Raw genomic sequence first — 25,951 nt, forward strand, 5'->3', positions numbered from 1 at the left:
GGGCGGCGCCTCGGCATCGGGCGGCACCCTGGGCGTGTGGCGGGCATCCACCACCACCCGCGGCGAGGGTGCCACCACCCGCCGCGTGACGCAGACGGCGCCTCGGCATCGGGCGGCACCCTGGGCGTGTGGCGGGCATCCACCACCACCCGCGGTGAGGGTGCGGGCGCGCATCCGTCGCCCTGGGGAGTGGCCCGCATCTGTCGCCGTCGCCCAGGGTGCGGGTGCGCATCCGTCACCCCGACCGGTGCGGGTCAGGCGTTGTGCTGCGTGAGCCAGGCGAAGGGGTCGACCGGGGTGACACCGTCGAGGCGGATCTCGAGGTGCAGGTGCGCCCCCGTCGACGTGCCCGTGTTGCCGACGCGGCCGACGGTCTGACCGACCTTCACGAGCTGGCCTTCGGTGACGGCGGCGGACCCGGGCAGCAGGTGACCGTAGGTGCTCGAGACCGCCTGCCCGTCGACGACGTGATCGATGACGACGTAGACGCCGAGGCCGCCGCCATCGCTCGGCACGACCGTGCGCACCACGCCGTCGGCCACCGACTGGATGCTCGTGCCCTGGCCGGGCGTGAAGTCCACACCCTTGTGGTCGGTGCTGCCGATGCCGCCGGGTGACTCACGGGGGCCGAAACCGTCGCTGATCGGCACGCCCACCGGGAACGGCCACTGCACGGGGCGGTTCGGGTTGTTCGTGAAGGTGTCGGCGACGCGCATGCCCGCGGCGCGCAGGGCGGCGACGTCACGCACCCCGTAACCGTCGCGGGTGACGCCGACGCCGGCCAGCTCGGCGCTCGTCGTGAGCTGCTGCGCGGCGAGGGCGGGGTCGATCGGGGCGACGTCGGCGAGCAGCTGCTGCGCGGGAACGCCGCCCGCCGCGTGCAGGGCCGAGGCGGGCATCGTGGTGGCGACGGCGATGCCGGCGGCGAAGAGCAGGGCGGCGACGCTGAAGGCGCCCTTGGCGAAGCCAGTGCCCGGGCGGCCGGTGTCGTCTCCGTCGGACGTGCCGGTGCTGCGTCGACGACGCCGGCGGCCGGCCGAGGCGGCGGAGGCGGTGCGCGAGTCGGCGCCGCTCGGCGTCTCGGGCGCGGGCTGCGGCTCAGCCTTGGTCCCGGGCTGTTCGCCCGCGGGCGGTGCGGCGGGTCGGCGCTCGCCCGACCTCGCCCGGCGAGACCCGGCGGTCGAGCCGGTCGATCGGGCGGCTCCGTGGGTTCCGGATGCGCCGCTGCTGGTGCTCTCACTGCCGTCCGCCACGGCGCGGAGCGTGCGTCGCGAAACGGCCTTCGTGACGGGGGCGATCGTGGGCACGGCAGCGGTCTCGGGGCCGGATCCGCCCTCATGGGTCCCGACCTCGATGTCCACCGCGATGGACGGCGCCGCACGTCCGGCCGACGCCGCCTGATCGGCCTTCTCGGCCTGCTTGGCCTGCTCGGCCTGATGGGCCTGCTCGGCCTGCTCGGCTTCCACTGTCGCCGGGATCTCGACGGTCGTCGGCACGCTGACGCGCGCCCGGCGTCCGGTGGCGGGGCGCTCGATGCTGTCCGAGAATGCCGAGGCCGCCCGGCGCCCGCTACCGGCAGCACGCTGGGGAGTGGCGGCCGGCGGAGCAGGCAGCAGCTCGGTGCTCGCGGCCACCACTCCGGTCGGTTCGCCGGGCGCGTCCGGCGCAGCGGCGACGGTGTCCCGGCCGGCGGCGGGGTTCGGTGGGGTGGGGTGGGTGACGACCGGGATGGACTCGGTCGCGGGTGCCCCGTCGCCGGTGGCCGGTCCGGAGGCTCGGCGGGCGCGGCGGGGTCCGCCGCCGTCGGGGCGCGATGCCCGCGTCGGCTCGTCGGTCGGTGCCGTCGACGCGCGGCGTCCGCGCCGGACGGACGGCGGGGTCGGCGAAACGCCCGCGTCGGTCGCCCGGGTGACGACGGGGAGCGACGTCGTCTCGACCGTGATGTCGACCACCACGGGACGGTCGGCGTCGGCGGTGACGACCTCGGAGCTCGCCCGGCGGGCCTCGCGGCGGGTGCGCGGTGGGGTCGCGCCGTCGGGGAGGGCCGGACCCGGCTCACCGTCGGCAGCGGAAGGCACCGGTGGGCGGAGCGACCGGCGTGACGGGAAGGAGCGACCGGGGTCGGCGGATCCTGTGGTCGCCGGGTCGCCGCCGCCGCGGGTAGGCGTGGGTGTGCGGGCGGATCCGGCGGACGGGTCGTCATCCGGGCTGGGGTTCGTGCGTGCCAAAGTTCGGTGTCTCCGGGTGGGCGGGAGGGAGGGGTCTCGTCGGGTCGAGAAGATCCGTCAAGGGTAACGAGCGGTCATGTGAAACACCATTGAGCCCCTGCACCGCGCACGGCGAGACCCGCACACCGCCCGGCCAGACCACCCCGCTCGGCCAGACCTGCGCTGCTCCCTACTCGAGCGGCAGACCCGCGTCGCGGTGCAGCGAGAGCAGCAGCGGCTCGAGCGCCTCGAGCAGCGCCGGCGACCCCGCGAGGGTCATCACGGTCGACTCCGCGGCGTCGCCGAAGCCGCCGACGCGGGCGCCGGCCTCGCGGGCGATGAGGGCGGCGGCCGCGTGGTCCCACGGGTTCAGCCCGCGCTCGGCGTAGGCGTCGAGGCGACCGGCGGCGACCGAGCAGAGGTCGAGGGCGGCCGATCCGGCGCGGCGGATGTCACGCACCTTCTCGACCAGCCCCGTGATGAAGCGGCCCTGCTTCACCCGGGTCTCGGCGCTGTAGGAGAAGCCCGTGCCGACCAGGGCGCGGGCCAGGTCGACGTCGGTGTTGACGGCGAGGCGGCGGGCAGGCGCATCCGGAGCCTGCACGAGGTCGAGGAACGCGCCGCCGCCGGCCGTCGCCGAGAAGACCTCGCCGAGCACGGGGTTGACGACGATGCCGGCGAGAGCGGTCCAGCGGGCGGCGTCGGCGACACCGTCGGAGACCTGCACGGCCGCGATGCTGACGGCGTAGGCGGGGATGTCGTAGAGGTAGTTGACCGTGCCGTCGATGGGGTCGACGACCCAGACGACGCCCGAGGTGCCGGGCGTGGGGGTACCGGCCGACTCCTCGCCGAGGAAGCCGTCGTCGGGGCGGGCGGCGGCGAGCCGGGCGCGGATGAGGTCTTCGGACTCGCGGTCGGCGAAGGTGACGACGTCGGCGATCGACGACTTGGTGGCGGCGACCTCGACGCCCTCGGCGCGGCGGCGGCGCACGAGCTCACCGGCCTCGAGGGCGATCTCGCGGGCGATCGCCAGCAGCTCGGCCGGATCGGCGACGAAGGAGGCGGGAGAAGTGGCGGTCATCGCAGTGCTCCGTGTTCTGGTGGCGAGTGAGGGATTCGAACCCCCGAATGCTGAGCAGTCTGATTTACAGTCAGATCCCTTTGGCCGCTTGGGTAACTCGCCAGGCGCACCCGACCACGTTCATCACACAACCGAAGGCGCTGATCAAGGATACCCAGCAAGCCGCGTTCGGCGAAATCGGGGCGGATGCGCGGCCTCAGCCCGCGCTACCGAGCGCGTCGGCGGCCTCTGTCGCGTAGCGGTTCGCGTGGTCGAGCACCTCGTCGAGGTAGGCCGGGGACTCGTTGTAGCCCGCGATCGCGGCGCGCCAGCCGGCCTCGGTGCCGAGGTCGCCGGGAGCGTCGGACGCGTCGGAAGACCCCGACGAGCCCGACGGAGCGCCCCCACCCCGCCCCGCCGAGAAGCACAGGTACTCGGCCGCCGACAGCGACGCGTCGTCGACGTTGTTGATGTCGGGCACCCCGTCCCCGTTCGCCTCGGTCGCCCACGCCGCCCAGGTCGCGGGCACGAACTGCATCGGCCCCACCGCCCTGTCCCACTCGGTGTCGCCGTCGACGGCCCCCGCGTCGGTGTCGGGGATCTCCTGGAACCCGTCGCCGTCGAGCGGCACCCCGATGATCGGCGCGCTGGTCACCCCGCTGTCGAGGATGCTCCCGCCGAAGATCGTGCCGTGGTGCGACTCGACCCAGCCGATGCCGGCGAGGGTGTTCCAGCCGAGCCGGCACTCGGGCCGCACCTCGTTGCTCGCGATCGCCGCACCGGCGTAACCCTGCAGCGCCCGCCGCGGGATGCCCGTCGCCGCGGCCACCGTGTCGAGCCACGCGGGGTCGGGCAGCTCGGCGGTCGGGGTTCCGTCGCGGTAGCTGCCGGCTCCGGATGCCCGCACCTCCGCCTGGGCCGCGTACGTCGCCCCGGGGTCGACGGCCGCGCCGCCCGAACCGCCGCCCGAGCATCCGCTCATCGCCCCGCCCACCACCACCACCACCACCACCGCGGTCGCCGCCACCACCGCGCGGACGACGGACCGGACTCGAAGGCGCATGCCCCCACTCAACCAGACGCCCCTGACAGTCGCGCCTCAGACGACCTCGATCGAGAGCCCTCCGGCCGCGGCTGCCAGGCGACGGTCGTACGTCCAGAACGCGTCGCAGACGTGGAACTGCGCGGTGGCGAGGTGGATGGCATCGATGGTCGAGAAGCCGTGGGCGGCCCTGAGCGCTGCGGCATCGCGGTAGACCGCCGGTTCGATCTCGAGCATCGTCATGCCGGCGATCAGCTGCTCGTAGCGGCGGGCGAGCAGGGTGTCACCTCGGCGGAGCGGTGCGACCCGGCACTCCATCGCGACCAGAGGGCTGACGGCGACAGGCGCGGACGCCTCGGCGAATCGCTGCCTGACCGCCTCGCCTCGCTCGCCCTGGTCTTCGAGAAGGTGGACGAGCACGGTCGAGTCGGCGAAGATCATCAGTCTTCGCGCCCGGCGAGGATCTCGGCGATGGTCTCGTCGATCTCCTCCGGAGTCTTCTGCTGCGAGTCGGGCAGCGGGTTCTCGCGCAGCCAGGCGACGATCTCCTTGCCGCTCCAGAACTTCTCGGCCTCTGGCTCGATGGGCACGAGCCGCGCCACGGGCCGCCCCCGGCGCGAGATCTCGATCTCCTCACCGGCCTCGACGCGGCTGATCAGCCTCGACAGGTTGTTGCGGGTGTACAGCACGTCATGTCGCTCCATGGTCATCTCCCACCTGGCTAGCAACTCTAGCCAGGTCGAGGCATCGTCACAATGGCCGGGCGGCGTAAAATGAGCGGCATGGCAGATTCATCGTTTGACGTGGTCAGCAAGGTCGACAAGATGGAGGCGGACAACGCCCTCAACCAGGCTCAGAAAGAGGTCGCCCAGCGCTACGACTTCAAGAACATCGGCGCCTCCATCGAGTGGAGCGGCGAGAAGGTGCTGATGAAGGCCAACTCCGAGGAGCGCGTCAAGGCGATCCTCGAGGTGTTCGAGTCGAAGCTCATCAAGCGCGGCATCTCGCTGCGCTCGCTCGACGCCGGCGAGCCCTTTGCGAGCGGCAAGGAGTACCGCCTCGAGGCCTCCATGAAGGAGGGCATCGCGCAGGACGACGCGAAGAAGATCAACAAGCTGATCCGCGACGAGGCTCCGAAGAGCGTCAAGTCGCAGATCCAGGGCGACGAGCTCCGCGTGAGCTCCAAGAGCCGCGACGACCTGCAGGCCACCATGGCGCTGCTCAAGGGCGCCGACCTCGACGTGGCGCTGCAGTTCATCAACTTCCGGTGAGCGGCGCGGGTGACGGGCGAGCGGATGCACGGGCATCCGTCGCCCCCTCGGAACCCACGGGCGTGCCGGGCGTCGACGTGCCCGACCGCCGCGGCCGCACCGGGCTGCACCTCACCGGGCGCGAGCTGACGGGCAACCCGCGCGTGCGGGTGCGCGACGTGCGGCTGCTCAGCTCGAACTGGTACGTCACCCGCACCACCCAGATCGAGTTCCAGCACCGCGACGGGCACTGGTCGGTGGAGGAGCGCGAGACGTACGACCGGGGCAACGGCGCCACGATCCTGCTGTTCGACGCGGTGCGGCGCACGGTGCTGCTGATCAGGCAGTTCCGGTACCCGGCCTACGTGAACGGGCATCCCGACGGCATGCTGCTCGAGCTGCCCGCGGGGCTGCTCGACGAGGACGACCCCGAGACCGCCATCCGCCGCGAGGCCCGCGAGGAGACCGGGTACGCGATCGGCGAGGTCACCCGCGTCTTCGACGCCTACATGAGCCCGGGGTCGATCACCGAGAAGCTGTTCTTCTTCGCCGCCTCCTACGACGCCGCCGACCGGGCGGATGCGGGCGGCGGGCTCGCCGACGAGGGCGAGGACATCGAGCTGGTCGAGCTGGGCATCGACGAGGCGCTCGGGCGCATCGGCGACGACATCGTCGACGCGAAGACGATCATGCTGCTGCAGTGGGCGGCGCTCAGCGGGCCGTTCGCGCGCTGACGCCGGTGGCTCGCGCGCGCCAGACGCCCGCCGAGCCCGCGAGAGGCTCGGCCGGCGCCACGAGTGCACGAAGCGTCACGGCAGCAGCCGCGCCATGACCCGCACCGCCTCTCCGAAGCGCGACGGGTCGGGCCCCGAGTAGTTCAGCCGCACGAAGGTCCCCGTCGGCTCCGCCGGGAACCACTCCTCGCCGGGCGAGATCAGCACCCCCGCCGCCGCGCAGGCCGCCACGAACGGCGCCGACTCCACCCCGGGCGGCAGCTGCAGCCAGAGGTTGAGCCCGCCGCGCGGCAGAGCGGTGAGCGTGCCCGCCGGCAGCAGCTCGGTCACGAGGGACGCCAGGGCGTCGCGGCGGCGGCGGAGCTGGTCGCGCATCCGATGCAGGTGCGACTGCCACCCGGGCGAGGTGACGACCTCGAGCGCCGCCGTCTGCAGCACGCCGCTGACGTACAGGCCGTCGACCACGCGGTCGGTGTGGATGCGCGACCGCGCGGGCCCGCGGGCGACCACGGCGGCGACTCGGATGCTCGGCGACACGCTCTTCGTCAGCGACCGCACGGCGACGACGTGCCCGTCGGGGTCCGACGCCGCGAGCGGACGCACGGGGGCGTCGAGGGCGAAGTCGTGCGCCCAGTCGTCCTCGACGAGGAACGCGCCGTTGGTGCGCACGACGTCGAGGATCGCGCGGGCCGACGCCTTGGACCAGGTCGACCCGGTGGGGTTGGCGAAGTGCGGCATCGCGTAGAACAGCCGGGCGCGGGTGCGCTCGAAGGCCTCGGCGAGCACCACCGGGTCGACCGCGTCGCCGTCGCGCGGCACCGGCACCACGACGAGCCCGGCCTGACGGGCGGCGGCGATCGCGCCCCAGTAGCCGGGCGACTCCATCACGATCGCGTCGCCGGGGCGGCCGAGCGCGCGGAAGACCGACGACAGCGCGCTCTGGCCGCCGGGCATCACGAGCACGTCGGCCGCGGTGGGCGCCGAACCGTCGATGGGGGCCGAGGACGCCAGGTCGGTCGCGAACCACGCGCGCAGCTCGGGCAGGCCGGCGGCAGGCGGACGGTCGATCGCCGCGCGGGCACGGGCCGCGCGGGCGAGCGCGGTCTGCACCGCACGCACCGGCAGCAGGTCGTCGACCGGGTAGCCGCTGTGAAGCGCGATCACGTCGTCTCCCGGGGTCTGCAGCGTCGAGCCGACGAAGCCGCCGTCGGCTCGGGCGGGGCCGAGCGCGGCGGTCTGCCAGGAGTGGTCGGCGCGCGGGGCGGGGCGGGCGGGGCGCACGAAGGTGCCGTCGCCGGGGCGTGACTCGACGAGGCCCTCGCGCACGAGCATCCGCACCGCCTGCTGCACGGTGACGGGGCTCGCGGCGAAGCGGGCCGTGAGCGCGCGGGTCGAGGGCAGGCGGGCGCCGGCGCGCAGGGCGCCGACCTCGGCGCGCAGGGCTGCGGCGATGCGGGCCGAACTGCTACTGTCGCTCATGAAGGCTGATGATAGCGCTACTCCCCCGCCCGTGACGCTGCTACCGGATGCGCGTTCCGCCCACCAGGCGCCGGCTGCGCCTCCGGGCCCCGCCGCCCAGGCCCCGCGCCGGGGTGGCCCGCTCTCCGCCGGGCTCGTCTGGGGCTTCGTCGGCGTGCTCGCGTTCTCGTTCACGCTCCCGTTCACCCGCGTCGCGGTGGCCGAGCTCGATCCGTTGTTCGTGGGGGCCGGGCGCGCCGTCGTCGCGGCGCTGCTCGCGGGGGCGGTGCTGCTCGTCACCCGCACGCGGCCCCCGGCGCGCCGGCTCTGGCCGCGGATCGCGGTGGTGGCGGGCGGCGTCGTAGTCGGCTTCCCGTTCCTGACGTCGTTCGCCCTGCAGAACGCGCCGGCGGCGCACGGCGCGGTGGTGATCGGGCTGCTGCCGGCCGCCACCGCGGCGGTGGCCGTGCTGCGCGGGCGGGAGCGGCCGAGCCGGGTGTTCTGGGTCGCGTCGATCGCCGGGGCGGTGGCCGTGGTGGGATTCACCGTGCTCGAGGAGGGCGGCTTCGGCGGGCTGCAGCTGAGCGACCTGCTGCTGCTCGGGGCGGTGCTCGCCGCGTCGGTCGGCTATGCGGAGGGCGGGCTGCTCGCGCGGGAGATCGGGTCGTGGCAGGTGATCTGCTGGGCGCTGGTGATCGCGGCACCGGTGCTGGCGGTGCTGACGGGGGTGTCGCTGGTCGCGCATCCGCTGCACGTCGACGACGTCGGGCCCGGGGCCTGGCTCGCCTTCGCCTACGTCAGCGCGATCAGCATGTTCCTGGGCTTCTTCGCCTGGTACCGCGGGCTCGGCATCGGGCCCATCGCATCGGTGAGCCAGATGCAGCTGGTGCAGCCGGTGCTCACGATCGCCTGGGCGGCGCTGCTGCTCGGCGAGCCGCTGACGCCGCTCACGCTGGTGGGCGCCCTGGCCGTGGTGGCGTGCGCGGCGCTGGCCGTGCGGTCCCGGGTGGGCCGAGCATCCGCCCCGCCCACGAGGTGACCGGGTGGGCCGAAGTGCCGAGCATCCGCCCCGCCCACGAGGTGACCGGGTGGGCCGAAGTGCCGAGCATCCGCCCCGCCCACGAGGTGACCGGGTGGGCCGAAGTGCCGAGCATCCGCCCCGCCCACGAGGTGACCGGGTGGGCCGAAGTGCCGAGCATCCGCCCCGCCCACGAGGTGACGGTGACGGCGACGGCCGGAGCCCCTACGCCCGCGAGATCCGCACCATCTCGTCGCGCGGCACGACCTTCACGCGCAGGCGAGGGTGCGCATCCGACGCCCCGAGCGCCAGCTCGTGCTCGTCGAGCCGGTGCCACCCGTCGAGGTCGGTGTACTCGACCCCGCGCGACGCCAGCAGCGCCGGAATGGCCTCCTCGGCGGGCTCGGCGGGCGACCACCAGTTGGCCTGGTCGCGCACGAGGTGCGACAGCGTCTCCATCGCGTCGGACTTGGTGTGGCCGATCAGGCCGACCGGTCCGCGCTTGATCCAACCGGTGGCGTAGACGCCCGGCACGATCTCGTTGTGCGCGTCGAGCACCTGGCCCTCGTGGTTCGGGATGACGCCGTGCTGCTCGTCGAACGGGATCTCGTCGAGCGGCGAGCCGAAGTACCCGACCGCACGGTAGAGCGCCTGGATCGGGATCTCGCGGATCTCGCCGGTGCCGACCACGCCGCCGGCCCCGTCAGGACGCGTGCGCTCGTAGCGGATGGCAGCCACCCGGCCGGCCCCGTCGGACTCGATCGACAGCGGCTTCGCCCAGAAGTGCAGGTGCAGCCGGCGCGAGGCCTGGCCGACCTCGCGGGTGCGCCACTGGTTCAGCACCTTGTTGATCACGAAGACCTGCTTGTTCGTCTCGATGGCGGCCTTCGACGCCTCGTCGAGCTCGAAGTCCTCGTCGTGCACGATCATGTCGACGTCGTTCATCTCGCCGAGCTCGCGCAGCTCCAGCGGGGTGAACTTCACCTGCGCCGGGCCGCGGCGGCCGAACACGTGCACGTCGGTCACGGGTGAGGCCTTGAGGCCCTCGTAGACGTTGGTCGGGATCTCGGTGACGAGCAGGTCGTCGGCGTGCTTGGCGAGGATGCGCGAGACGTCGAGCGCCACGTTGCCGTTGCCGATCACGGCGACCGACTGCGCCTCGAGCGGCCAGGTGCGGGGCACGTCGGGGTGCCCGTCGAACCAGCTCACGAAGTCGGCCGCCCCGTAGGAGCCCTCGAGGTCGATGCCGGGGATCTCGAGGGAGGCGTCGCGGATGGCGCCCGTGGAGAAGATGACGGCGTTGTAGTGCTTCTTCAGGTCGTCGAGCGTGATGTCGACGCCGTAGCGCACGTTGCCGAAGAAGCGGATGACACCCGAGTCGAGCACCTCGCGGAGCGCATTGATGATGCCCTTGATGCGCGGGTGGTCGGGGGCGACGCCGTAGCGCACGAGGCCGTAGGGGGCGGGCAGCTGCTCGAACAGGTCGATCGAGACGTCGAAGTGACGCTCGGCCTTCACGAGGAGGTCGGCGGCGTAGATGCCGGCGGGGCCGGCGCCGACGATGGCCAAACGGAGCTTGGTCACGGTGGGGTTCCTATCGGTGGTCGGGCGGCGGGGCCGGCCGGGTGTGCAGGTGTGTCAGGTCGAGACGGATGCTCGCAGCTCAGCTCGTGCGCTCGACGACGGTCTCGGCGAACCGCACGAGGGTCTTCTTCACGGTGCCGGAGGGCAGCGGGTCGAGCGCCTCGATGGCCTCGCGGGCGTAGCGTCGGGCTTCGTCGACGGTGCGCCGGGTGACCGGATGCTCGCGCAGCAGCCGGATCGCCTCGTCAGAGTCGTCGGGCGCGGCGCTGGCGAGCTCGTCGGGCTGGATGCGCGCCAGCAGCGCGGCGGCCTCGGCATCGGACGCGGCGAGCTGCCGCAGGTAGAGCACCGGCAGAGTGGCGACCCCGGCCCGGATGTCGGTGCCCGGCGTCTTGCCCGTGTCGTCGGCCGACGGGGCGATGTCGAGCACGTCGTCGACGAGCTGGAAGGCAATGCCGACCTTCTCGCCGAACACCCGCACCGGCTCCTCGAAGGCGCTGGGCGCGTTGGAGAAGATGATGCCGAGCTGGGCCGAGGCCGCGATCAGCGAGCCCGTCTTGTCGGCGAGCACCGCGATGTAGTGCTCGACCTGGTCCTCGCCGTCGGCGGGGCCGATGGTCTCCTTGAGCTGGCCGAGGCACAGGCGCTCGAAGGTGTCGGCCTGCAGTCGGATGGCCCGCTCGCCGAGCAGGGCGAGCAGGGCGCTGGCCCGCGCGAAGAGCAGGTCGCCGGTGAGGATGGCGATGGAGTTGCCCCAGACGTACTGGGCGCTCGGCACCCCGCGGCGCTGGTCGGCGTCGTCCATCACGTCGTCGTGGTAGAGCGAGGCGAGGTGGGTGAGCTCGATCGAGGCGGCGGCCGTGATGACCTCGTCGGTGATGCCGTCGCCGAGCTGGGCGGTGAGGAACGCCAGGATGGGGCGCACGCGCTTTCCGCCCGCGTCGAGCAGATACCGCGAGACCACGTCGACCAGGCCGCCCGAGAAGTGCGTCTCGGAGCCCAGGCGCACCTCGAGCGTCTCGATGGCCTCTTCGATCACGCGCGCGGTGCGACGGTCTTCGCCTGTGGAGAAGAGTCGATCGGCGAGCGAGAGCGGGGTCGACCGGCCGGTGGCGCGGCGAAGACTGGAGGTCACGGACACAGCCTACTTATTTCCGGGTAGCGGCTTGGTGCCGCGGTGCAGCGCGACGATGCCCGCGCTGAGGTCGCGGTACCGCACGTCGACGAAGCCCGTCTCGCGCAGCCAGCCCGCGAGCGTCTTCTGGTCGGGCCAGTTGGCGATCGACTCGAAGAGGTAGTCGTAGGCGGCGTCGTTCGACGAGACCGCCTTGGCGACGGCGGGCATCACGTTCTTCAGGTACCAGTAGTAGGCGCCGCGCAGCGGCTTCACCGGGCGCGAGAACTCGCAGACGACGATGCGACCGCCGGGGGCCGTGACCCGGTACAGCTCGGCGAGCGCCACCCTCGGGTCGACGATGTTGCGCAGCCCGAAGGAGATGGTGACGGCGTCGAAGGAGTCGTCTTCGAACGGCAGGTCCATGCCGTCGGCCACGACGAAGTCGATGTTCGGAACGCCGGCCTGCCTGCGCTTTCCGACCTCGATCATGCCCGGCGAGAAGTCGGCGGCGGTCACGTGGGCACCGCTCGCGGCCAGCGAGGCACTGGAGGTGCCGGTGCCGGCGGCGAGGTCGAGGATGCGCTCACCCGGCCGCGGGTTGACGGCCCGGGTGGTCGCCACCCGCCAGAGGGCCGCGTTGCCGACCGAGAGCACGGTGTTGCTGCGGTCGTACCCGGCCGCGACCTGGTCGAACATGGCGGAGACCTGCTCGGGTCGCTTGGTGAGGTCTGCCTTAGTCACGCTCCCAGTCTAGATTCAGTTGGCTGTGAGCGACCGCCGAGCGGGCAATTGCCAGTTGTACTGTTGAAGCGTGAGCGATTCCGCACCCCCGACCGTTCCGCGCCTGGTCGTCGAGACCCACCCGGTCGACGACGTCAAGCTGCTCATCCCCCTGATCGACCCTCGTCATCCGCTCGTCTGGCTGCGCAAGGGCCAGGGCATGGCCGGCATCGGCGAGGCGCTGCGCCTCGAGTTCGGCGGGGCGGGGCGGATGCTCGACGCCTGCGCCGCGTGGAAGGACGTCGTGGCGGCCGCACGGGTCACCGACCCCGTGAAGCTGCCCGGGTCGGGGCTGATCGCGTTCGGCACCTTCGCCTTCGCCGACGACTCCGCCGCCACCAGCACCCTGATCGTGCCGCGGGTGATCATCGGCAAGCGCGAGGGCCGGTTCTGGGTCACGAAAGTGCGCGTCGAGGGCTCCGACGAGCCGATGCCCACCGCGATCTCCCGGCCCCTCGGCCCGGAGTACCGCCTGACGCTGCTGCCGGGCGAGGTCTCGGCCGACGGCTTCCGCGCCTCGGTCGACGCCGCCGTCGACCGCATCAGCGCGCAGGAGCTCGACAAGGTCGTGCTCGCCCGCGACCTCGTGGGGCACCTGCCGGCCGGAGCCGACCTGCGCCGCCCCCTCACCGACCTCGCCCTCGGCTACCCCGACTGCTGGACCTACGCGGTCGACGGCTTCGTCGGCTCGAGCCCCGAGACACTGGTTCGCGTCTCCCACGGCACCGTCAGCGCCCGCGTGCTCGCCGGCACCACGGCCAGAGGGGCGGATGCACAGGCCGACCACGATCAGGCGGTGGCCCTCGCGACCTCCCCCAAAGACCTCGACGAGCACGGCTTCGCGGTCACCAGCGTGCTCGCGGCCCTGCGTCCGCACAGCCGCAGCCTCACCACGAGCGAGGTGCCGTTCACGCTGAAGCTGCCGAACCTCTGGCATCTGGCGAGCGACGTGGAGGGCGTGCTCTCCGACGGCTCGACCTCGCTCGACCTGATCGCGGCGCTGCACCCCACCGCCGCCGTGGCCGGTACGCCGACCGAGACCGCGCTGCGGGTCATCCGCGAGCTGGAGCCCTTCGATCGCGGCCGTTACGCCGGCCCGGTGGGCTGGGTCGGTGCCGACGGCGACGGCGAGTGGGCCGTGGCGCTGCGCTCGGCGCAGGTCGACGAGGCGGGCGACATCACCGCTTACGCCGGGTGCGGCATCGTGGCCGACTCGGATGCGGAGCGGGAGTACCTCGAGACGAAGATGAAGTTCCGCCCGATCGTCGAGGCCTTCGGTTAGACCATCGTCACGGCGAGCGCCGCGGAGGCGGGGCTGTAGACGACCCGGCCCTGGAAGTCGGCCGGGGTCACGACGACCGAACCGGTGGTCGATCCCTCGTCGATCGTGACACCCGTGACGGCGAAGGTGCCGATGGACGCCGCCGTCCCGGTGCCCGGTGTCCAGGAGACGGCTGCCGACTCCGGTCCCGTGACACCGGCGGAGTAGGACAGCTGCACATCGGGGAGCAGCGAGCCGCGGGTGCTGATCGATCCGGTCAGCGCGGGAAGCGTGCGGCTCGTCACGGTCACGCCATCGCTCGACCAGGTGATGCTCCCGGTGTCCTGACCGCCTGTCTGGACGGTGACCACCAGAGTGCCGGCGCCGAGCCCGGCCGCCGTGGCGGTGACGACGCCGGTCGCCGAACCGACGGGGCAGCGGAGCCGCAGAGCGAAGGCGCCGTCGGTGACGTCGACCTCGGACGGTCCGCCGAACCCCGCCGGGTAGACGAGGGCGACCCGCGAGGCGCCCGGCGCGGTTCCGGAGGCGGTGAAGGCCTGCGCGCCCGACGGAGCGAGGACCACCGGCCGGGAGAAGGCGATCTCGTCGCCTGAGGCGGCCTGGGCCGGCGTCGCAACGGCCAGGGCGATGACGGGAACCGACCAGGCGGCAACTCCCACCACGGTTCGACGACTGATCTCCGAGGGCATACCCGACGGTAACCCGCCCCGTCATCCCGCGGAGGCGCGGGCCTCCACCCCCTTGTGGTGCCCCTCGTCCGGGGCAGCCCGCAAAAGTTTTTCGCACCGAGACCAATCCGGCTTCGAGGCGCTTCCGAAGACCCCTTGAAGGCACGGACCGCTGAAAACCAAGGTCAGCGCCCGTTTTTTCCCATTCCTCAAAGGAGAACAGTCATGCGTATCACCAAGCGTTCCTCGCTCGCCGCACTCGCGATCGCCGCCGTCGCCACCCTCGGCCTCGCCGGTTGTTCGGGCGGCTCGAGCACCACCGCCACCACCGACGAGACCAGCGCCCCGTCGTCCGCCGCGTCCACCCCGTCGCCCTCCATGGAGTCGATGGACCCCGCAGCGAACCTGGTCGGCTCCGGCTGCGCCGCCTACGCCGAGGCCGTTCCGGACGGCGCCGGCTCGGTCGAGGGCATGTCGCTCGACCCCGTGGCCACCGCCGCGTCGAACAACCCGCTCCTCAAGACCCTCACCGCCGCGGTGTCGGGTGGAGTGAACCCCGACGTCAACCTGGTCGATACGCTCAACAGCGGTGAGTTCACCGTCTTCGCCCCCGTCGACGACGCGTTCGCCAAGATCGACGCCGCGACCCTCGACTCGCTGAAGACCCCCGAGGGTGCCGCGACGCTGACCTCGATCCTCACGTACCACGTGATCCCCGGCCAGCTCACCCCTGACGAGATCATCGGAACCCACAAGACCGTCCAGGGTGGCGAGGTCACCGTGGCCGGCAGCGGCGACGCGCTGACCGTCAACGGCTCGACCAACGTCATCTGCGGTGGCGTCCAGACCGCCAACGCGACCGTGTACCTGATCGACTCGGTGCTGATGCCCCCCATGTAATCCCCTCTTCGGATACGCCGGATGCCCGGTCGCCTCGTGCGGCCGGGCATCCGGCGTTCCTGCGTGCGGCGCGGGGGCGGGCATCCGGATGCCCGACCGCCCTCGTAGGGTGGGAGCACCATGATCTCCGCCACGCTCGGCCTGCTCGGCGCCATCGTCTACGGCGGTGCCGACTTCCTCGGCGGCCTCGCGGCTCGCCGGCTGGGTGCCGTGCGGGTGACCGCGCTCTCGGCCGTCGCCGGCCTCGCCCTGATCGCGCTGGCGCTGCCGCTGGTCGGCGGGGCGTTCTCGGCCGACGCGGTGCGACTGGGCATCCTGTCGGGGGTGACCGGGGCGATCGCGCTCTCGCTGCTGTACGGCTGCCTCGCGATCGGGCCGATGAGCATCCTGTCGCCGCTGACCGCCGTGGTCTCGGCGCTGGTGCCGTTCTCGGTGGGGCTGATCGCCGGCGAGCGGCTGTCGGTACTCGGCTGGATCGCGATCGGGATCGCGCTGGTGGCGGTGGTGCTCGTGGGCTTCGTGCCCGAGAAGGGGGCGGCGCGGCCACGGGTGCTCGGGCTCGCGATGGCGGTGGGGGCCGGGGCGATGATCGGGCTGTTCCTCGTGATCATCGACCGCACGCCCGACGACTCGGGGGTGGTGCCACTGCTGCTGAACCGCGCGACGAGTGCGGTGATCATGGTGGGGGCGGCGGTGGTGCTCGTGGTCGGGGCGCGGGTGCGGGGTGCGCGCCGGGGCGCCGTTCGGCCGCGCGACAGGGATGCGCAGGCGCGGCTGCCCGGGTGGGCCGAGCGGGCGGTGCTGCTGGCGATCGCGTGCGGGGTCGTCGACGCGATCGCCAACGTGCTGCTGCTGCTCGCGCTGCGGGCCGGGGAGCTGACGGTGGTGTCGGTGCTGACGGCGCTCTATCCGGCCGGGACGGTGGTGCTGGCCGCGGTGTTGCTGCGGGAGCGGGTGGCGCCGGTGCAGGTGGTGGGGCTGGTGCTGGCGTTCGTGGCGGCGGGGATGCTCGCACTGGCCTGAGGCGGCACGGGTGCCGCGGATGCGCGGGCGGCGCCGGTGCACGGGCGGCACGGGCATCCCGGACGTTAGAGTTCGAGGGTGAGCGAGGCGAGCGGTGACCCCGCAGGCGACGAACGGCGGCCGCGGGCCGTGTACGGCGTCGGAAGCGACCCCGACGTGCGGTTCAGCCTCGCGAACGAGCGCACGGCCCTCGCCTGGGTTCGCACCGGGCTGTCGCTCGTCGCCGGCGGGGTGGCGCTGACCACTCTGGCGTCGTTCGCCGACCTGCCCTGGGTGATCGACCTCATCGCGCTGATCGCGTGTCTCGCCGGAGGCGCCCTCGCGGTCTCGGCCCTGTTCTCCTGGCGCCGGGCCGAGCGGGCGCTGCGCCTCGACCTGCCGCTGCCCGCTCCGGCCGCCCTGCCGTGGCTCGTGATCGGGGTCGCAGTGCTCGCACTGGTGCTCGCCGGCTACGCCGTGCTCGAGCTGGCGGGCGATCTGTGATGGCCCGCGACCCCGGCCTCCAGCCCGAACGCACCGCTCTGTCGTGGCAGCGCACCGCCCTGTCGACCGCTCTGGTCTCGCTGCTGCTGGCGTTCGCCTGTCTGAAAGGCGGCTTCCCGATCGGCACCGCCGTCGCCGGTCTCGTCGCGGTGGGCGCCGTGGTGGTGCTGTTCGGCTCCCGCGGTCGCGCGGCCCGCCGCGAGGGCGTCTCGCCCTGGACGCCGCTCACCCGCATCTCGCTGCTGATCGGCGCCACCGCGGTGCTCGGCGGGGTGCTGGCGCTGCTGATCCTGTTCTGAGGACGGGACGCCGGCGAGGGCCATGTCAGCCGATGCGCGAGATCTGCACCGAGATCGTGTCGACGTCGCCGCCCTCGGGCAGCGCCGCCACCGCGTCGGCGACCACGGCGTAGACGTCGCGGCAGGTCGCGGCGGCGGGGCGCTCCTCGCTGACGGCGATCTTCACGGTGACGCTGAGCCCGGCCGCGCCGCGCGAGACGGCGATCGGCGACGACGGCGTGAGAGGCACGGGCTTCACCAGCGGGAGCCCGGCGCCGAGGCCGGTGCGCAGGGCGCTGGCGGCATCCGCCACCACCGCCGCCACCACCGGGCGGGCGTCGTAGGTCTGCAGCACGCCGGGCACGCCGAGCACCGCGATCGCGAGGCTGCGCGCGAGCTCGTCGTCGGCTGAAGGCACGACCGGCTCGCCGGCGGCCGTGGTGACGTCGTCGTCGGTCATCGTGCGCTCCCGTCTCCGTCGCCGGGCGCGATCCCGTCGCCGTCGCCGGGCGCGATCCCGTCGCCGTCGGCCGGCGCCAGGCCGTCCCCGTCGACCGGCGCCTGGCGGCGCAGGTGCACGTCGGTGACCGTCACGTCGATCGACTCCACCGTGAGCTCCGTGTGCTCGAGCAGCGTGTGGGCGATCGCCGCGCGCAGCGCCTCCGCGCGATCGGGGATGTTCTCGCCCCAGAAAACGCTCGCCTCCACGCGCACCCGCACGGGCGCGCCGGGCTGCTCGACGTCGCCGTCGAGCACGCAGCGCCCGATCAGCACGCCGTCGACCGAGTCGCCCGCCGCCCGCACCAGCCCGAGCACGGCCGCCTCGGTCACGGTGAGCCTGGCGCGCGGCGACGGGTGCGTCAGCGGGATCGACCGCCCCGACCGCACCTCCCGCTGCACGTTGGCCAGGATGCTCTCGACCCAGCCCGAGGCCAGCGGATTCTCGGCCGCCTCGGCCTCGAGGTCGACGAGCGACCCGGCCGCATCCCGCACCCGAAGCAGGGCGGCCCAGGCGAGCTGGTTCTCGGCGCTCGCCTCGATCAGCTCGGCCGGGGGCTGCTCGCCGCGGTCGAGGTAGTCGCCGTAGACGTCGAGGATGTCGTCGTGGCGGTCGTCGCCCGTGATGTCGGTCATCGCCACTCCTCCATCTCTCTGATCAGTGTCTTGCGCGCCCGGGCCAGCAGTCCTCGCACGGTCGACGGCGGAACGCCGAGCTCCTCGGAGATCTCCTCGTAGGAGAAGCCTCCTACCTCCTTCATCACCCAGCACTGCTTCTGCGCCTCGGGCAGCCGGTCGAGGGCACCCTTCAGCTGCTCGCGCTGCGACTGCGCCTCGGCCTGCTTCTCGGGGCCCTGCTCCGGCGGGGTCTCGTCGTCCCAGTCGAGCAGCGGGCGGTCGTCGTGCCGGGCCCGGATGCGGTCGATCGCCTTGCGGTTGACGATGCGCATCAGCCACGACTTCACCACCGACAGGTCGTCGAGCGTCGGCAGCTTCTTCCACGCCGTGATGAACGTCTCCTGCACGACGTCGTCGACCTCGGAGTTCGAGCCGAGCACCCGGGCCGCGTAGGCCCGCATCAGCGGACCGTGCCGCCGCACCAGCACCTCGAACGCCCGCAGGTCGCCGTCGGCCGCGCGACCGGCGAGGATGCGGTCGGACGCCTCGGCGAGCGTCCGTCCTCCGTGGTCGTGGCAGGGGCCGTGGTCGTGGCAGGGCCGTGGTCGTGGCAGGGGCTCGGCGCCCACTGACGACTATTCCACATCGGGGCACGAGAGAGCGGATGCTCGTGCCGCACCCGACCCACCACCGAGGTAAGTGCACCCTAAGCTGGACGCGGAGGTGCCATGAGGAACACGAGCACGCGACTGCTGCTGAGCTGCGCCGCGATCGGCGTGGTGGGCGGGATCGTCTTCATCGTCAACTCCTATCTCGGCGGCACGCTGAACGCGGTGGCGCCGATGCTCTACGGCCTCACCCTCGGGGTGTACTTCGTTCCGGGAGCCCTCGCCCAGCGGCTCTTCCGGCGCGGCGGTGTGGCCCTGCTCGTGGCCGTGCTCTCGGGGCTCGTGGCCGCGGCGTTCAACCCGCTCGGCTTCGGCGCCGCCCTCATCTCGGTGGGGATCGGCGCTCTGCAGGAGCTGCCGTTCCTCGTGACGCGCTACCGGCGCTGGGGTGTCGGCGTCTTCGTCGTGGGCGCGGTGCTCTCGGGAGCGGTGCTTGCAGCGGGCATGTACCGCCTCGTCGGAGCCCGCGACCTCGACCCGGCGGGCGCCCTGGTGCTCGTGGCGGGCTCGCTGCTCTCGCCCGTGGTCTTCACCCTGCTCGCCCTGGCGCTGGCCCGCCCACTGGCGGCCACCGGAGTGACCCGCGGCCTGGCCCCGCGCCGCTGACCCGCGCCGACCCGCGCGCTATTGCGCGAGGAGCAGAGGGGCGTCGGTGACCGGGACGTCGACGTGCATGTGGGTGCAGGAGTCGTCGAACTCGGTCCAGTTGGTGAGATTCACCTTGACCCCGGCGGAGGCGCGGCAGCCGGCCTGACCGACGCGGGCGCCGACCGGCATGACCGGGTCGAGGATGCTGATGAGCTTGAGCGTTCCCGCATCCGCCCCGTTGAGGCTCTTGTTGTCGAGGAGGTAGAAGTCGACAGCGTGGCCGCCGCCGTCGATGTAGTGCGAGGAGCTGGTGCCCGCGCCCTCGATCTGGCCGGTGCACTTGCGGTTGATGTCGCTGACGCCGACCTGGTCGAAGTTGCGAACCGCGATGGCGATGATCTCGAGGATGCGGTAGTCGACACCGCAGTCGGGCACCGTGACGCCCTGGGCGATCCAGCGGATCTCCTTCATGTGGTCGGGCACCGATCCCACGAGCTTGCCGGAGTCCATCGCGTCGACGAGCTCCTGAGCGAGCGAACGCCCGACGAGCATCTGGGCGCTGGAGTAGCCGGCGGCCTGCAGCTCACCGGCGTCGGAGACCGAGTAGCCGTCGCGGTCGACGACCTCGGCGGTCGAGCCGTTCGCGGTGATCAGCTGCTGGGTCTCGGCGGTCGACTTGGCCGACAGGCTGAGATTGACCAGGTTCGAGTCGACCGGGCTCGCCGAGACGGTGGTGGGGATGGCCGTGACGGCGGTCATGCCGACGACGAAGGCCATGGCGATGGCCGAGAGCCCGGCCTTGGCCCAGCCGCGGCGACGAGCGGATGCGCTGCGTGCGCGCGAGGGCCGGGTGACCGAAGGGCGCGGCTCGGCGACGCGACGGCCCGCACCGCGGCCCGTGGCGACGGCGCGGCCGGTGGAGCCGCGGCGGTTCGACGCACCCTTCGCGGGCACGGCGGCCTCGCGGGCGGCACGGCGGGAGACGACGGCGATGGGGCCGGTGGTGACGAGCGCGGCCGCGGCCGCGAGCTCCTCGAGCCCGGCGCGGTCGGCGGACGCGTCGACGCGACCCGCACCGACCGGGACCGGAACGACGACGGCGATCGAGCCGGTCGCCACGATCTCGGTGCGCGGGGCCTCGGCGGCACGGCGGGCCCGGCGGGAGGCGGGGGCGTGCAGCGGCACCTCGGCGCCGTCGACATCGGAGGAATCGGCGGTGGTCAGCCGGCTAACCGGCTCGAGGGCCAGTTCGACGTCGGGTTCGAGCGCTCCGGAGCCGAGGGGCGCGACCTCGAGGTCGGCGATCTCGGCGTCGCGCAGCTCGGCCTCGCGGCGCTCGTCGGCGGACGGGGCCGCTTCACGACGCTCCGACGCCTCGAGCGCGCGGCGGCTGCGGCGCGAGGTCAGGGCTTCAGGCACGACGGGCACACTCGCCTCGACCGCGGCGGGCGCGATCGCCTGCTGCTCGAGCTCGCGCAGCTGACGCCGGGTGAGAGGAGGGGTCTGATCGTTCCCAGAGGTCGCGGTGGTCGGCGCAGAAGCGCGTGGACGCGAGTCGGGATTCGGCAAACGTGAGGTCTTTCGGATGGAGCGGGAGGCGATGCGGCTTCGGGGCCGTCACGACCAGGGCTAGTCCACGATAGCGTCCGCAGCTGGAAAAACCCAGAGCGACCGGCATCCCCGACCTAGGCTGGGGTCGTGACCGTCCCCGCGCTCGAGCTCCGCGGCGTGCGCATTCGGCACGAGGGCGCCCAGCGCTTCACCCCCGACGGGGTCGATCTCCTCGTTCATCCGGGCGAGTCGGTGCTCGTGCTCGGCCCCTCGGGGAGCGGCAAGTCGACGCTCGCGCTCGCACTGAACGGGCTCGTGCCGCAGGAGGTGCCGGCCGAGCTGCAGGGCACCGTGCGCGTGCGCGGCCGTTCGACCGCGGGCACTCCGGTTGCCCGGTTGAGCGAGCACGTGGCGATGGTCTTCCAGGACCCCGACGCCCAGATCGTGACCGCCACCGTGCTCGACGAGGTCTGCTTCGGCCCCGAGAACCTGCTCGTGCCGGTCGACGAAGTGCTCGAGCGGGCCGAGTACGCCCTTCGCCGAGTGGGACTCTGGGAGCGGCGGCACGAGAACCCCGACCAGCTCTCGGGCGGCGGACGGCAGCGTCTCGCCATCGCCTGCGCGCTCGCGCTGCGCTCCCCCGTGATCGTGCTCGACGAGCCGACGGCCAACCTCGATCCGCGGGGTGCGGACGAGGTCTACGCGGTGCTCGGGGAGCTCGGCGCCGACCGCACCCTCGTGCTGATCGAGCACGCGCTCGACGCGGCCCTCGACGTCGTCGATCGCGTGGTGGTGCTCGACCGCTCCGGCCGCCTCGCCCACGACGGCCCCGTCGAGCTGCTGCGCGAGCGCGCCGACGAACTGCTCGCCCTCGGCGTCTGGCTGCCGAGCGCCCTGCTCGCCGGCCTGCGCCTGCGCGACCGGGGTTTCCCGGTGCCCGAGGCCCCGCTTACGCCGGCCGCCCTCACGACGCTCCTCGATTCGCTCCCGGCCCCGGCTGCGGCGAAGGCGACGGGCGCGTCGGCGACGGTGACTCCGGATGCCCACCCGGCCGCCCCTCGTCCCGGGTCGTCGCCCGCGCCGCCCGCCCGCGTCGCGGTCTCCGCCCGTGGCCTCTCGGTCTCGCGCGGCCGAACCCGGGTGCTGCACGCCCTCGACCTGGACGTGACCGCCGGCTCCTTCACCGCCGTCGTCGGCGTGAACGGCGCCGGCAAGACGACCCTGCTGCAGGCGCTCGCGGGGGTGGCGCCGCCGCCGCGCGGCACGGTCGACGTACTCGGCCTCGACCCCGCCCGGGCCGACGCCCGCCGCCTCGCCCGCACCATCGGGTTCGTCTTCCAGAACCCCGAGCACCAGTTCATCCGCAGCACGGTCGCCGACGAGCTGGCGCACACCCTCGAGCTGCAGCGTCTCCCCCGACCGGCGATCGACGAGCAGGTCGAGCGGATGCTCGTACGCTTCGGTCTCGTCGAGCAGCGCGCCGTGCATCCGTTCCTCCTCTCCGGCGGCCAGAAGCGACGGCTGTCGGTCGGAACCGCCCTGCTCGCCGGAGCCCCCGTGCTCGCGCTCGACGAGCCCACCTTCGGGCAGGACCGCGCCCGCGCGCGCGAGCTGCTCGACCTGCTCTCGGAGCTCAACCGCGGCGGGACCACCGTGCTCGCGGTCACCCACGACCTGCAGCTCGTGGCCGACCACGCCTCGCACGTGCTCGTGCTCGAGGGCGGCCGCGTCGCCGCCCACGGCCCGACCGCCGAGGTGCTGGCCTCCGACGCGCTCGAGACGGCGGGGCTCACCGCTTCCCCGCTGACGCGTGCGTTCCGCGCCGCGGCCGACCCCGCGTGGCACGGCGTCACCCGCCTCGCCGACCTCGATGCGCTGCACCCCTCCGACGCATGACGACAGCGCCCGGCCCCGACCCCTTCGCCGCCGCTCCCCCGCCGCGCGGCCGTTTCCTGCACGCCCTGAACCCCCTCGCGAAGATCGCCGGCCCGCTGCCCGCGATCGTCGCGGTGCTGTTCGCACACACCTGGGCACTGCCGGCGCTCCTGGCGACGGGGTCCCTGATCCTCGTGCTCGTGGGCGCCCGGCTCTCCGGTCGCGCCCTGCTCGGGCTGCTCGTCGTGCTCCCGCTCGCCACCGCCGTGCTGACGCTCAGCTTCGCCTTCTGGAGCGACGGCGGCCGAGCATCCGCCACCCCGCTGCTCGTCGAGCTGGGGCCGGTGCGGCTGCACGAGGGCGCTCTGCTCGCGGGCGGGGCGACCGCGCTCCGGCTGGCCGCGATCCTGCTGCTGTCGCTCGTCGGCGGACTGAGCACCACCGGCCCCGACCTCGCGCGCTCGCTCGTGCAACAGCTGCGGGTACCGTACCGGGTCGGTTACACGGCGCTGGCCGCCTACCGCTTCGTCCCGCGCTTCGGGCACGAGCTCGACGTCATCCGGCAGGCCCACCGGGTGCGCGGGATGGCGCCGGGCCGCGGACCGCTCCCCGCCCTCCGGCGCCGAGCGGGCTACCTCGTCCCGCTCCTCGCGGGCGCCCTCCGGCACGCCGAGCGCGTCGCCCTCGCCATGGACTCGCGCGCCTTCGGCGCCCACCCCACCCGCACCGAGCGCCACCTCGTCCCGTGGCGCCGCCGGGACACCGTCTTCGTGCTGCTCGCGTGGCTCGCGACGGCCCTGGCGATCGCCCTGGCGATCGCCCCCGCCGACCTCATTGCGCAAAAGGTGTGATGTATGATCTACTGAAATCGCTCGCCGTCCGGCAGCGCAAGTCGTCAACGACGTCGACCAGAAAAGGACATGGCTCATGGTTCAGACCCCCGAGCACACGCACTCCCCCCGCCGCCGGTTCCGTTCGCTCGCGCTCCTCTCCGGCGCCGCCGCCATCGCCCTGCTGGCCGCCGGATGCGCCGGCGGCTCCTCCTCGGCCTCGAACGGCGAGTTCGGCTTCCCCGAGACCGAGCAGCAGGCTGACAGCACCATCACGGTCTGGGTCGACAACACCCGCGTCGCCGCCGCCGACGCCTTCAAGGCAGCCAATCCCGACGTGCCGATCGACGTCGTGACGTACGATGGCAGCGCTAACGGCAGCAACAGCTTCCAGACGAAGATCCAGCTGTTCGACAAGGCGAAGAAGGGGTGGCCCGACGTGGTCTGGTCGACGCAGACGAACGACGCGGCCTGGGCGAGCCAGTCCACCCCCGGGTCGCAGCCGTTCGCGGCCCAGCTCGACGGCGGCCTCGTCGAGTCCGACCTGATCAGCGGATTCTCGGCCGGAGCCCTCGACCCCTGCACGATCGACGGCAAGGTGTACTGCCTCCGCAACGACCTCGCGCAGAACGTGCTCTGGTACGACAAGACCCTGTTCGACCAGTTCGGCTACACGATCCCCACCACGTGGGAGGAGTACCAGGAGCTCGGCGAGAAGGTCGCGACCGAGCATCCGGGGTACATCATCGGCGCCGCCGGTGACGCGTGGACCCCCGAGATCTACATGTGGGCCTCGAAGTGCCAGGCGGGCGACGTGACCGCCGTGCGCGAGATCACCGTCGACACCACGAGCGAGGAGTGCCAGCGGATGGCCGACCTGCTCGACACCTCGATCGGCAACGGCTCGATCACCACCGAGAGCGTGTTCAGCCCCTCGTTCGTGCAGAAGTACGCCGGCAAGGTGCTCGCGATGCCCGGCCCGGTCTGGTACTCGGGAGCCATCTTCAACAGCCCCGACTCGCTCAACGTGCCCGCCGGCCAGATCGGCGCCGCGACCCCGCTCACCTGGGACGGCGAGGACGTCGTGACCGGCAACGTCGGTGGCGGCACCTGGTACATCTCCAGCCACTCGGCCAACCTCGACGCGGCCAAGAAGTTCGTCGAATTCGTCGCGACCAGCGACGAGTACCAAGTCGAGCTCAACCCCGGTCTGCCGGCCTTCGCCGCCGCCGGTGAGAAGTGGGTGGCCAAGCAGTCCGAGAGCGGCTACTTCGCCGGCGACCTGAGCGCCCTCACCGACTCGGCCTCCCTCGTCTGGTCGGGCTGGGGCTCGCCGACCTTCAGCCAGGAGGCCGTCTGGGCCAAGACGGTGACCCCGGTGATCACCTCGGGGGGCACCATCTCCGACACCCTCGAGGAGTGGGGTCAGGCCATCAAGGACCAGGCCCAGGTCAACGGCTACAAGGTCGGCTGATGACCGCCACCGTTCCGGACGTCGAGGCGACCATCGCGGCGGGGGTCACCCCCCACCTCGGCCGGTCGCCTCGGCGGTCGGGCCGCGCATCCGTTCGGCGGAGCCCGGTGAAGAACCGCATGGGCTACGTGTTCGTGTCGGGGTACACGGTGCTCATGCTGGTGTTCGGCGTCTTCCCGGCGCTGTACGCCCTGGTGCTCTCGGTCACCACGATCGACGGCTCGTTCGCGGGCTTCGACAACTTCGCGAAGGTGCTGGGCGACTACCGGTTCCTGCCGGCCGTCGGCCACGTGGCCGTCTACCTCGCGATCTGGCTGGTCAGCCTGCTCGTGCTGGTGGTGCTGCTCGCCCTCATCGTGCACGCGATCCGCATCCGCTGGCTCTCGACCGCGTCGCGCTTCGTCTTCTACATCCCGGGCGCCCTCGCCGGCGCCTCGAGCGTGATGCTCTGGCTGTTCGTGCTCGACCCCTCGGTCAGCCCCGTGGGGCCGCTGCTGGAGGCCTTCGGCTTCGAGTCGTTCGTGCAGACGATCAACCCGGCGAACCTGCCGGTGGTCTTCACCGTGATCGCCTTCTGGACGGGGGCGGGCGGCTGGATCGTCATCATGTACGGCGCGCTCAACAACATCCCCGAGGAGGTGATGGAGGCGGCGAAGATCGACGGGGCCAACGCCGTGCAGACGGCGGTGCGCATCCAGCTGCCGATGATGCGGAAGTGGATCGCCTACATGGGCATCATGTCGCTGGCCGCCGGCACCCAGCTCTTCGTGGAGCCGCAGCTGCTCTCGCAGGCCTCGAACGCCGTGGTCGCCAACGACTACTCGCTGAACCAGCTCGCCTACCTCTACGCGTTCCAGCAGAACGATTTCAACGGCTCGGCCGCGATCTCGATCCTCCTGCTCGTGATCGCCCTCGCGCTCTCCGCATTCTTCGTCGCCCGCGGCGGACTCTTCGAGAAGGACTGA

Annotated in this window: 27 protein-coding genes and 1 tRNA gene; 13 read left to right on the top strand and 15 right to left on the bottom strand. The window is 72.7% G+C overall.

Annotation, left to right across the window (positions count from 1 at the left end; genetic code table 11):
- Positions 1–254 precede the first annotated feature (254 nt).
- The 6 genes from NVV95_RS04920 to NVV95_RS04945 form a co-directional block, all read right to left on the bottom strand.
- Positions 255–2,228 (bottom strand): M23 family metallopeptidase, encoded by a 1,974-nt coding sequence (locus tag NVV95_RS04920; protein ID WP_259485424.1) that lies wholly within the window; start codon positions 2,226–2,228, stop codon positions 255–257.
- Between the two features lie 169 nt (positions 2,229–2,397).
- Positions 2,398–3,288, bottom strand: a complete 891-nt coding sequence (locus NVV95_RS04925) for an inositol monophosphatase family protein (protein ID WP_259485425.1) — start codon at positions 3,286–3,288, stop codon at positions 2,398–2,400.
- A 17-nt stretch (positions 3,289–3,305) separates the two neighbouring features.
- A tRNA-Tyr gene (locus NVV95_RS04930) sits at positions 3,306–3,390 on the bottom strand.
- 94 nt (positions 3,391–3,484) lie between these two features.
- Positions 3,485–4,330, bottom strand: coding sequence for a lytic murein transglycosylase (locus NVV95_RS04935; protein ID WP_259485426.1), 846 nt, complete (start codon positions 4,328–4,330; stop codon positions 3,485–3,487).
- Between the two features lie 36 nt (positions 4,331–4,366).
- Positions 4,367–4,750 carry a type II toxin-antitoxin system VapC family toxin gene (locus NVV95_RS04940; RefSeq protein WP_259485427.1) on the bottom strand — a complete coding sequence of 128 codons (384 nt, stop codon included), beginning with the start codon at positions 4,748–4,750 and terminating at the stop codon, positions 4,367–4,369.
- Positions 4,750–5,013, bottom strand: a complete 264-nt coding sequence (locus NVV95_RS04945; RefSeq protein WP_259485428.1) for a type II toxin-antitoxin system Phd/YefM family antitoxin — start codon at positions 5,011–5,013, stop codon at positions 4,750–4,752. The genes NVV95_RS04940 and NVV95_RS04945 overlap by 1 nt, the downstream gene beginning before the upstream one ends.
- Positions 5,014–5,091: 78 nt before the next feature.
- Between NVV95_RS04945 and NVV95_RS04950 the strand changes: the two genes are divergently transcribed.
- Both NVV95_RS04950 and NVV95_RS04955 read left to right on the top strand, forming a co-directional pair.
- Positions 5,092–5,580, top strand: a complete 489-nt coding sequence (locus tag NVV95_RS04950; protein ID WP_370545119.1) for a YajQ family cyclic di-GMP-binding protein — start codon at positions 5,092–5,094, stop codon at positions 5,578–5,580.
- Positions 5,577–6,293, top strand: coding sequence for an NUDIX domain-containing protein (locus NVV95_RS04955; RefSeq protein ID WP_310796048.1), 717 nt, complete (start codon positions 5,577–5,579; stop codon positions 6,291–6,293). Before NVV95_RS04950 ends, NVV95_RS04955 begins: the two co-directional genes overlap by 4 nt.
- A 75-nt stretch (positions 6,294–6,368) precedes the next feature.
- Here the strand turns inward: NVV95_RS04955 and NVV95_RS04960 are convergent, their stop codons facing one another.
- Positions 6,369–7,772 (bottom strand): aminotransferase-like domain-containing protein, encoded by a 1,404-nt coding sequence (locus tag NVV95_RS04960; protein WP_259485429.1) that lies wholly within the window; start codon positions 7,770–7,772, stop codon positions 6,369–6,371.
- Here NVV95_RS04960 and NVV95_RS04965 point away from each other — a divergent pair.
- The gene (locus NVV95_RS04965; RefSeq protein WP_259485430.1) at positions 7,771–8,790 is read left to right on the top strand and encodes a DMT family transporter; all 1,020 of its coding nucleotides are present in this window, start codon (positions 7,771–7,773) and stop codon (positions 8,788–8,790) included. The two genes, NVV95_RS04960 and NVV95_RS04965, sit on opposite strands and share 2 nt — an antisense overlap.
- A gap of 204 nt (positions 8,791–8,994) precedes the next feature.
- Here the strand turns inward: NVV95_RS04965 and NVV95_RS04970 are convergent, their stop codons facing one another.
- The 3 genes from NVV95_RS04970 to NVV95_RS04980 all read right to left on the bottom strand — a co-directional run bounded on the left by NVV95_RS04970 (position 8,995) and on the right by NVV95_RS04980 (position 12,211).
- On the bottom strand, positions 8,995–10,353 hold the full coding sequence (locus NVV95_RS04970; RefSeq protein WP_259485431.1) for an FAD-dependent oxidoreductase: 1,359 nt from the start codon (positions 10,351–10,353) through the stop codon (positions 8,995–8,997).
- A gap of 79 nt (positions 10,354–10,432) precedes the next feature.
- Positions 10,433–11,488, bottom strand: a complete 1,056-nt coding sequence (locus tag NVV95_RS04975; RefSeq protein WP_375163783.1) for a polyprenyl synthetase family protein — start codon at positions 11,486–11,488, stop codon at positions 10,433–10,435.
- Positions 11,489–11,497: 9 nt separating this feature from the next.
- A complete protein-coding gene (locus tag NVV95_RS04980; RefSeq protein ID WP_259485433.1) occupies positions 11,498–12,211 on the bottom strand; it encodes a class I SAM-dependent methyltransferase in 714 nt (237 codons plus the stop codon).
- A gap of 70 nt (positions 12,212–12,281) precedes the next feature.
- On the opposite strand from NVV95_RS04980, the gene NVV95_RS04985 reads away from it, so the two are divergent.
- A complete protein-coding gene (locus NVV95_RS04985; protein WP_259485434.1) occupies positions 12,282–13,532 on the top strand; it encodes an isochorismate synthase in 1,251 nt (416 codons plus the stop codon).
- Here the strand turns inward: NVV95_RS04985 and NVV95_RS04990 are convergent.
- Positions 13,529–14,221, bottom strand: a complete 693-nt coding sequence (locus NVV95_RS04990; RefSeq protein WP_259485435.1) for a hypothetical protein — start codon at positions 14,219–14,221, stop codon at positions 13,529–13,531. The genes NVV95_RS04985 and NVV95_RS04990 overlap by 4 nt on opposite strands.
- A 204-nt stretch (positions 14,222–14,425) precedes the next feature.
- On the opposite strand from NVV95_RS04990, the gene NVV95_RS04995 reads away from it, so the two are divergent.
- From NVV95_RS04995 to NVV95_RS05010, 4 genes are all read left to right on the top strand, one after another.
- Complete coding sequence (locus NVV95_RS04995; protein WP_259485436.1) at positions 14,426–15,100, top strand: fasciclin domain-containing protein; 675 nt, start codon at positions 14,426–14,428, stop codon at positions 15,098–15,100.
- Positions 15,101–15,220: 120 nt separating this feature from the next.
- Positions 15,221–16,123, top strand: coding sequence for an EamA family transporter (locus NVV95_RS05000; RefSeq protein WP_259485437.1), 903 nt, complete (start codon positions 15,221–15,223; stop codon positions 16,121–16,123).
- 78 nt (positions 16,124–16,201) lie between these two features.
- Positions 16,202–16,606 carry a YidH family protein gene (locus NVV95_RS05005; protein ID WP_259485438.1) on the top strand — a complete coding sequence of 135 codons (405 nt, stop codon included), beginning with the start codon at positions 16,202–16,204 and terminating at the stop codon, positions 16,604–16,606.
- Positions 16,606–16,905, top strand: coding sequence for a DUF202 domain-containing protein (locus NVV95_RS05010; RefSeq protein ID WP_259485439.1), 300 nt, complete (start codon positions 16,606–16,608; stop codon positions 16,903–16,905). The genes NVV95_RS05005 and NVV95_RS05010 overlap by 1 nt, the downstream gene beginning before the upstream one ends.
- A 25-nt stretch (positions 16,906–16,930) precedes the next feature.
- Here NVV95_RS05010 and NVV95_RS05015 read toward each other — a convergent pair whose 3' ends face one another.
- The 3 genes from NVV95_RS05015 to NVV95_RS05025 are packed head-to-tail and all read right to left on the bottom strand — an operon-like array spanning position 16,931 to position 18,533.
- The gene (locus tag NVV95_RS05015; RefSeq protein WP_259485440.1) at positions 16,931–17,344 is read right to left on the bottom strand and encodes a hypothetical protein; all 414 of its coding nucleotides are present in this window, start codon (positions 17,342–17,344) and stop codon (positions 16,931–16,933) included.
- A complete protein-coding gene (locus tag NVV95_RS05020) occupies positions 17,341–18,018 on the bottom strand; it encodes an Asp23/Gls24 family envelope stress response protein (protein ID WP_259485441.1) in 678 nt (225 codons plus the stop codon). Before NVV95_RS05020 ends, NVV95_RS05015 begins: the two co-directional genes overlap by 4 nt.
- Entirely contained in the window at positions 18,015–18,533 is a 519-nt protein-coding gene (locus NVV95_RS05025; protein WP_259485841.1) for an RNA polymerase sigma factor, read from the bottom strand. The genes NVV95_RS05020 and NVV95_RS05025 overlap by 4 nt, the downstream gene beginning before the upstream one ends.
- 195 nt (positions 18,534–18,728) lie before the next feature.
- On the opposite strand from NVV95_RS05025, the gene NVV95_RS05030 reads away from it, so the two are divergent.
- On the top strand, positions 18,729–19,274 hold the full coding sequence (locus NVV95_RS05030) for an ECF transporter S component (protein WP_259485442.1): 546 nt from the start codon (positions 18,729–18,731) through the stop codon (positions 19,272–19,274).
- Positions 19,275–19,292: 18 nt separating this feature from the next.
- On the opposite strand, the gene NVV95_RS05035 is transcribed toward NVV95_RS05030, so the two are convergent.
- Complete coding sequence (locus tag NVV95_RS05035; RefSeq protein WP_259485443.1) at positions 19,293–20,675, bottom strand: hypothetical protein; 1,383 nt, start codon at positions 20,673–20,675, stop codon at positions 19,293–19,295.
- 279 nt (positions 20,676–20,954) lie between these two features.
- Between NVV95_RS05035 and NVV95_RS05040 the strand changes: the two genes are divergently transcribed.
- The 4 genes from NVV95_RS05040 to NVV95_RS05055 all read left to right on the top strand — a co-directional run bounded on the left by NVV95_RS05040 (position 20,955) and on the right by NVV95_RS05055 (position 25,951).
- Positions 20,955–22,703 (top strand): ABC transporter ATP-binding protein, encoded by a 1,749-nt coding sequence (locus NVV95_RS05040; RefSeq protein WP_259485444.1) that lies wholly within the window; start codon positions 20,955–20,957, stop codon positions 22,701–22,703.
- Positions 22,700–23,533 carry an energy-coupling factor transporter transmembrane component T family protein gene (locus NVV95_RS05045; RefSeq protein WP_259485445.1) on the top strand — a complete coding sequence of 278 codons (834 nt, stop codon included), beginning with the start codon at positions 22,700–22,702 and terminating at the stop codon, positions 23,531–23,533. The genes NVV95_RS05040 and NVV95_RS05045 overlap by 4 nt, the downstream gene beginning before the upstream one ends.
- Positions 23,534–23,609: 76 nt before the next feature.
- Positions 23,610–24,986 (top strand): ABC transporter substrate-binding protein, encoded by a 1,377-nt coding sequence (locus tag NVV95_RS05050; protein WP_259485446.1) that lies wholly within the window; start codon positions 23,610–23,612, stop codon positions 24,984–24,986.
- Positions 24,986–25,951, top strand: a complete 966-nt coding sequence (locus NVV95_RS05055) for a carbohydrate ABC transporter permease (protein ID WP_259485447.1) — start codon at positions 24,986–24,988, stop codon at positions 25,949–25,951. Before NVV95_RS05050 ends, NVV95_RS05055 begins: the two co-directional genes overlap by 1 nt.

It is taken from the genome of Herbiconiux gentiana, from assembly GCF_024978135.1.
Taxonomy (GTDB): Bacteria; Actinomycetota; Actinomycetes; order Actinomycetales; family Microbacteriaceae; genus Herbiconiux; species Herbiconiux gentiana.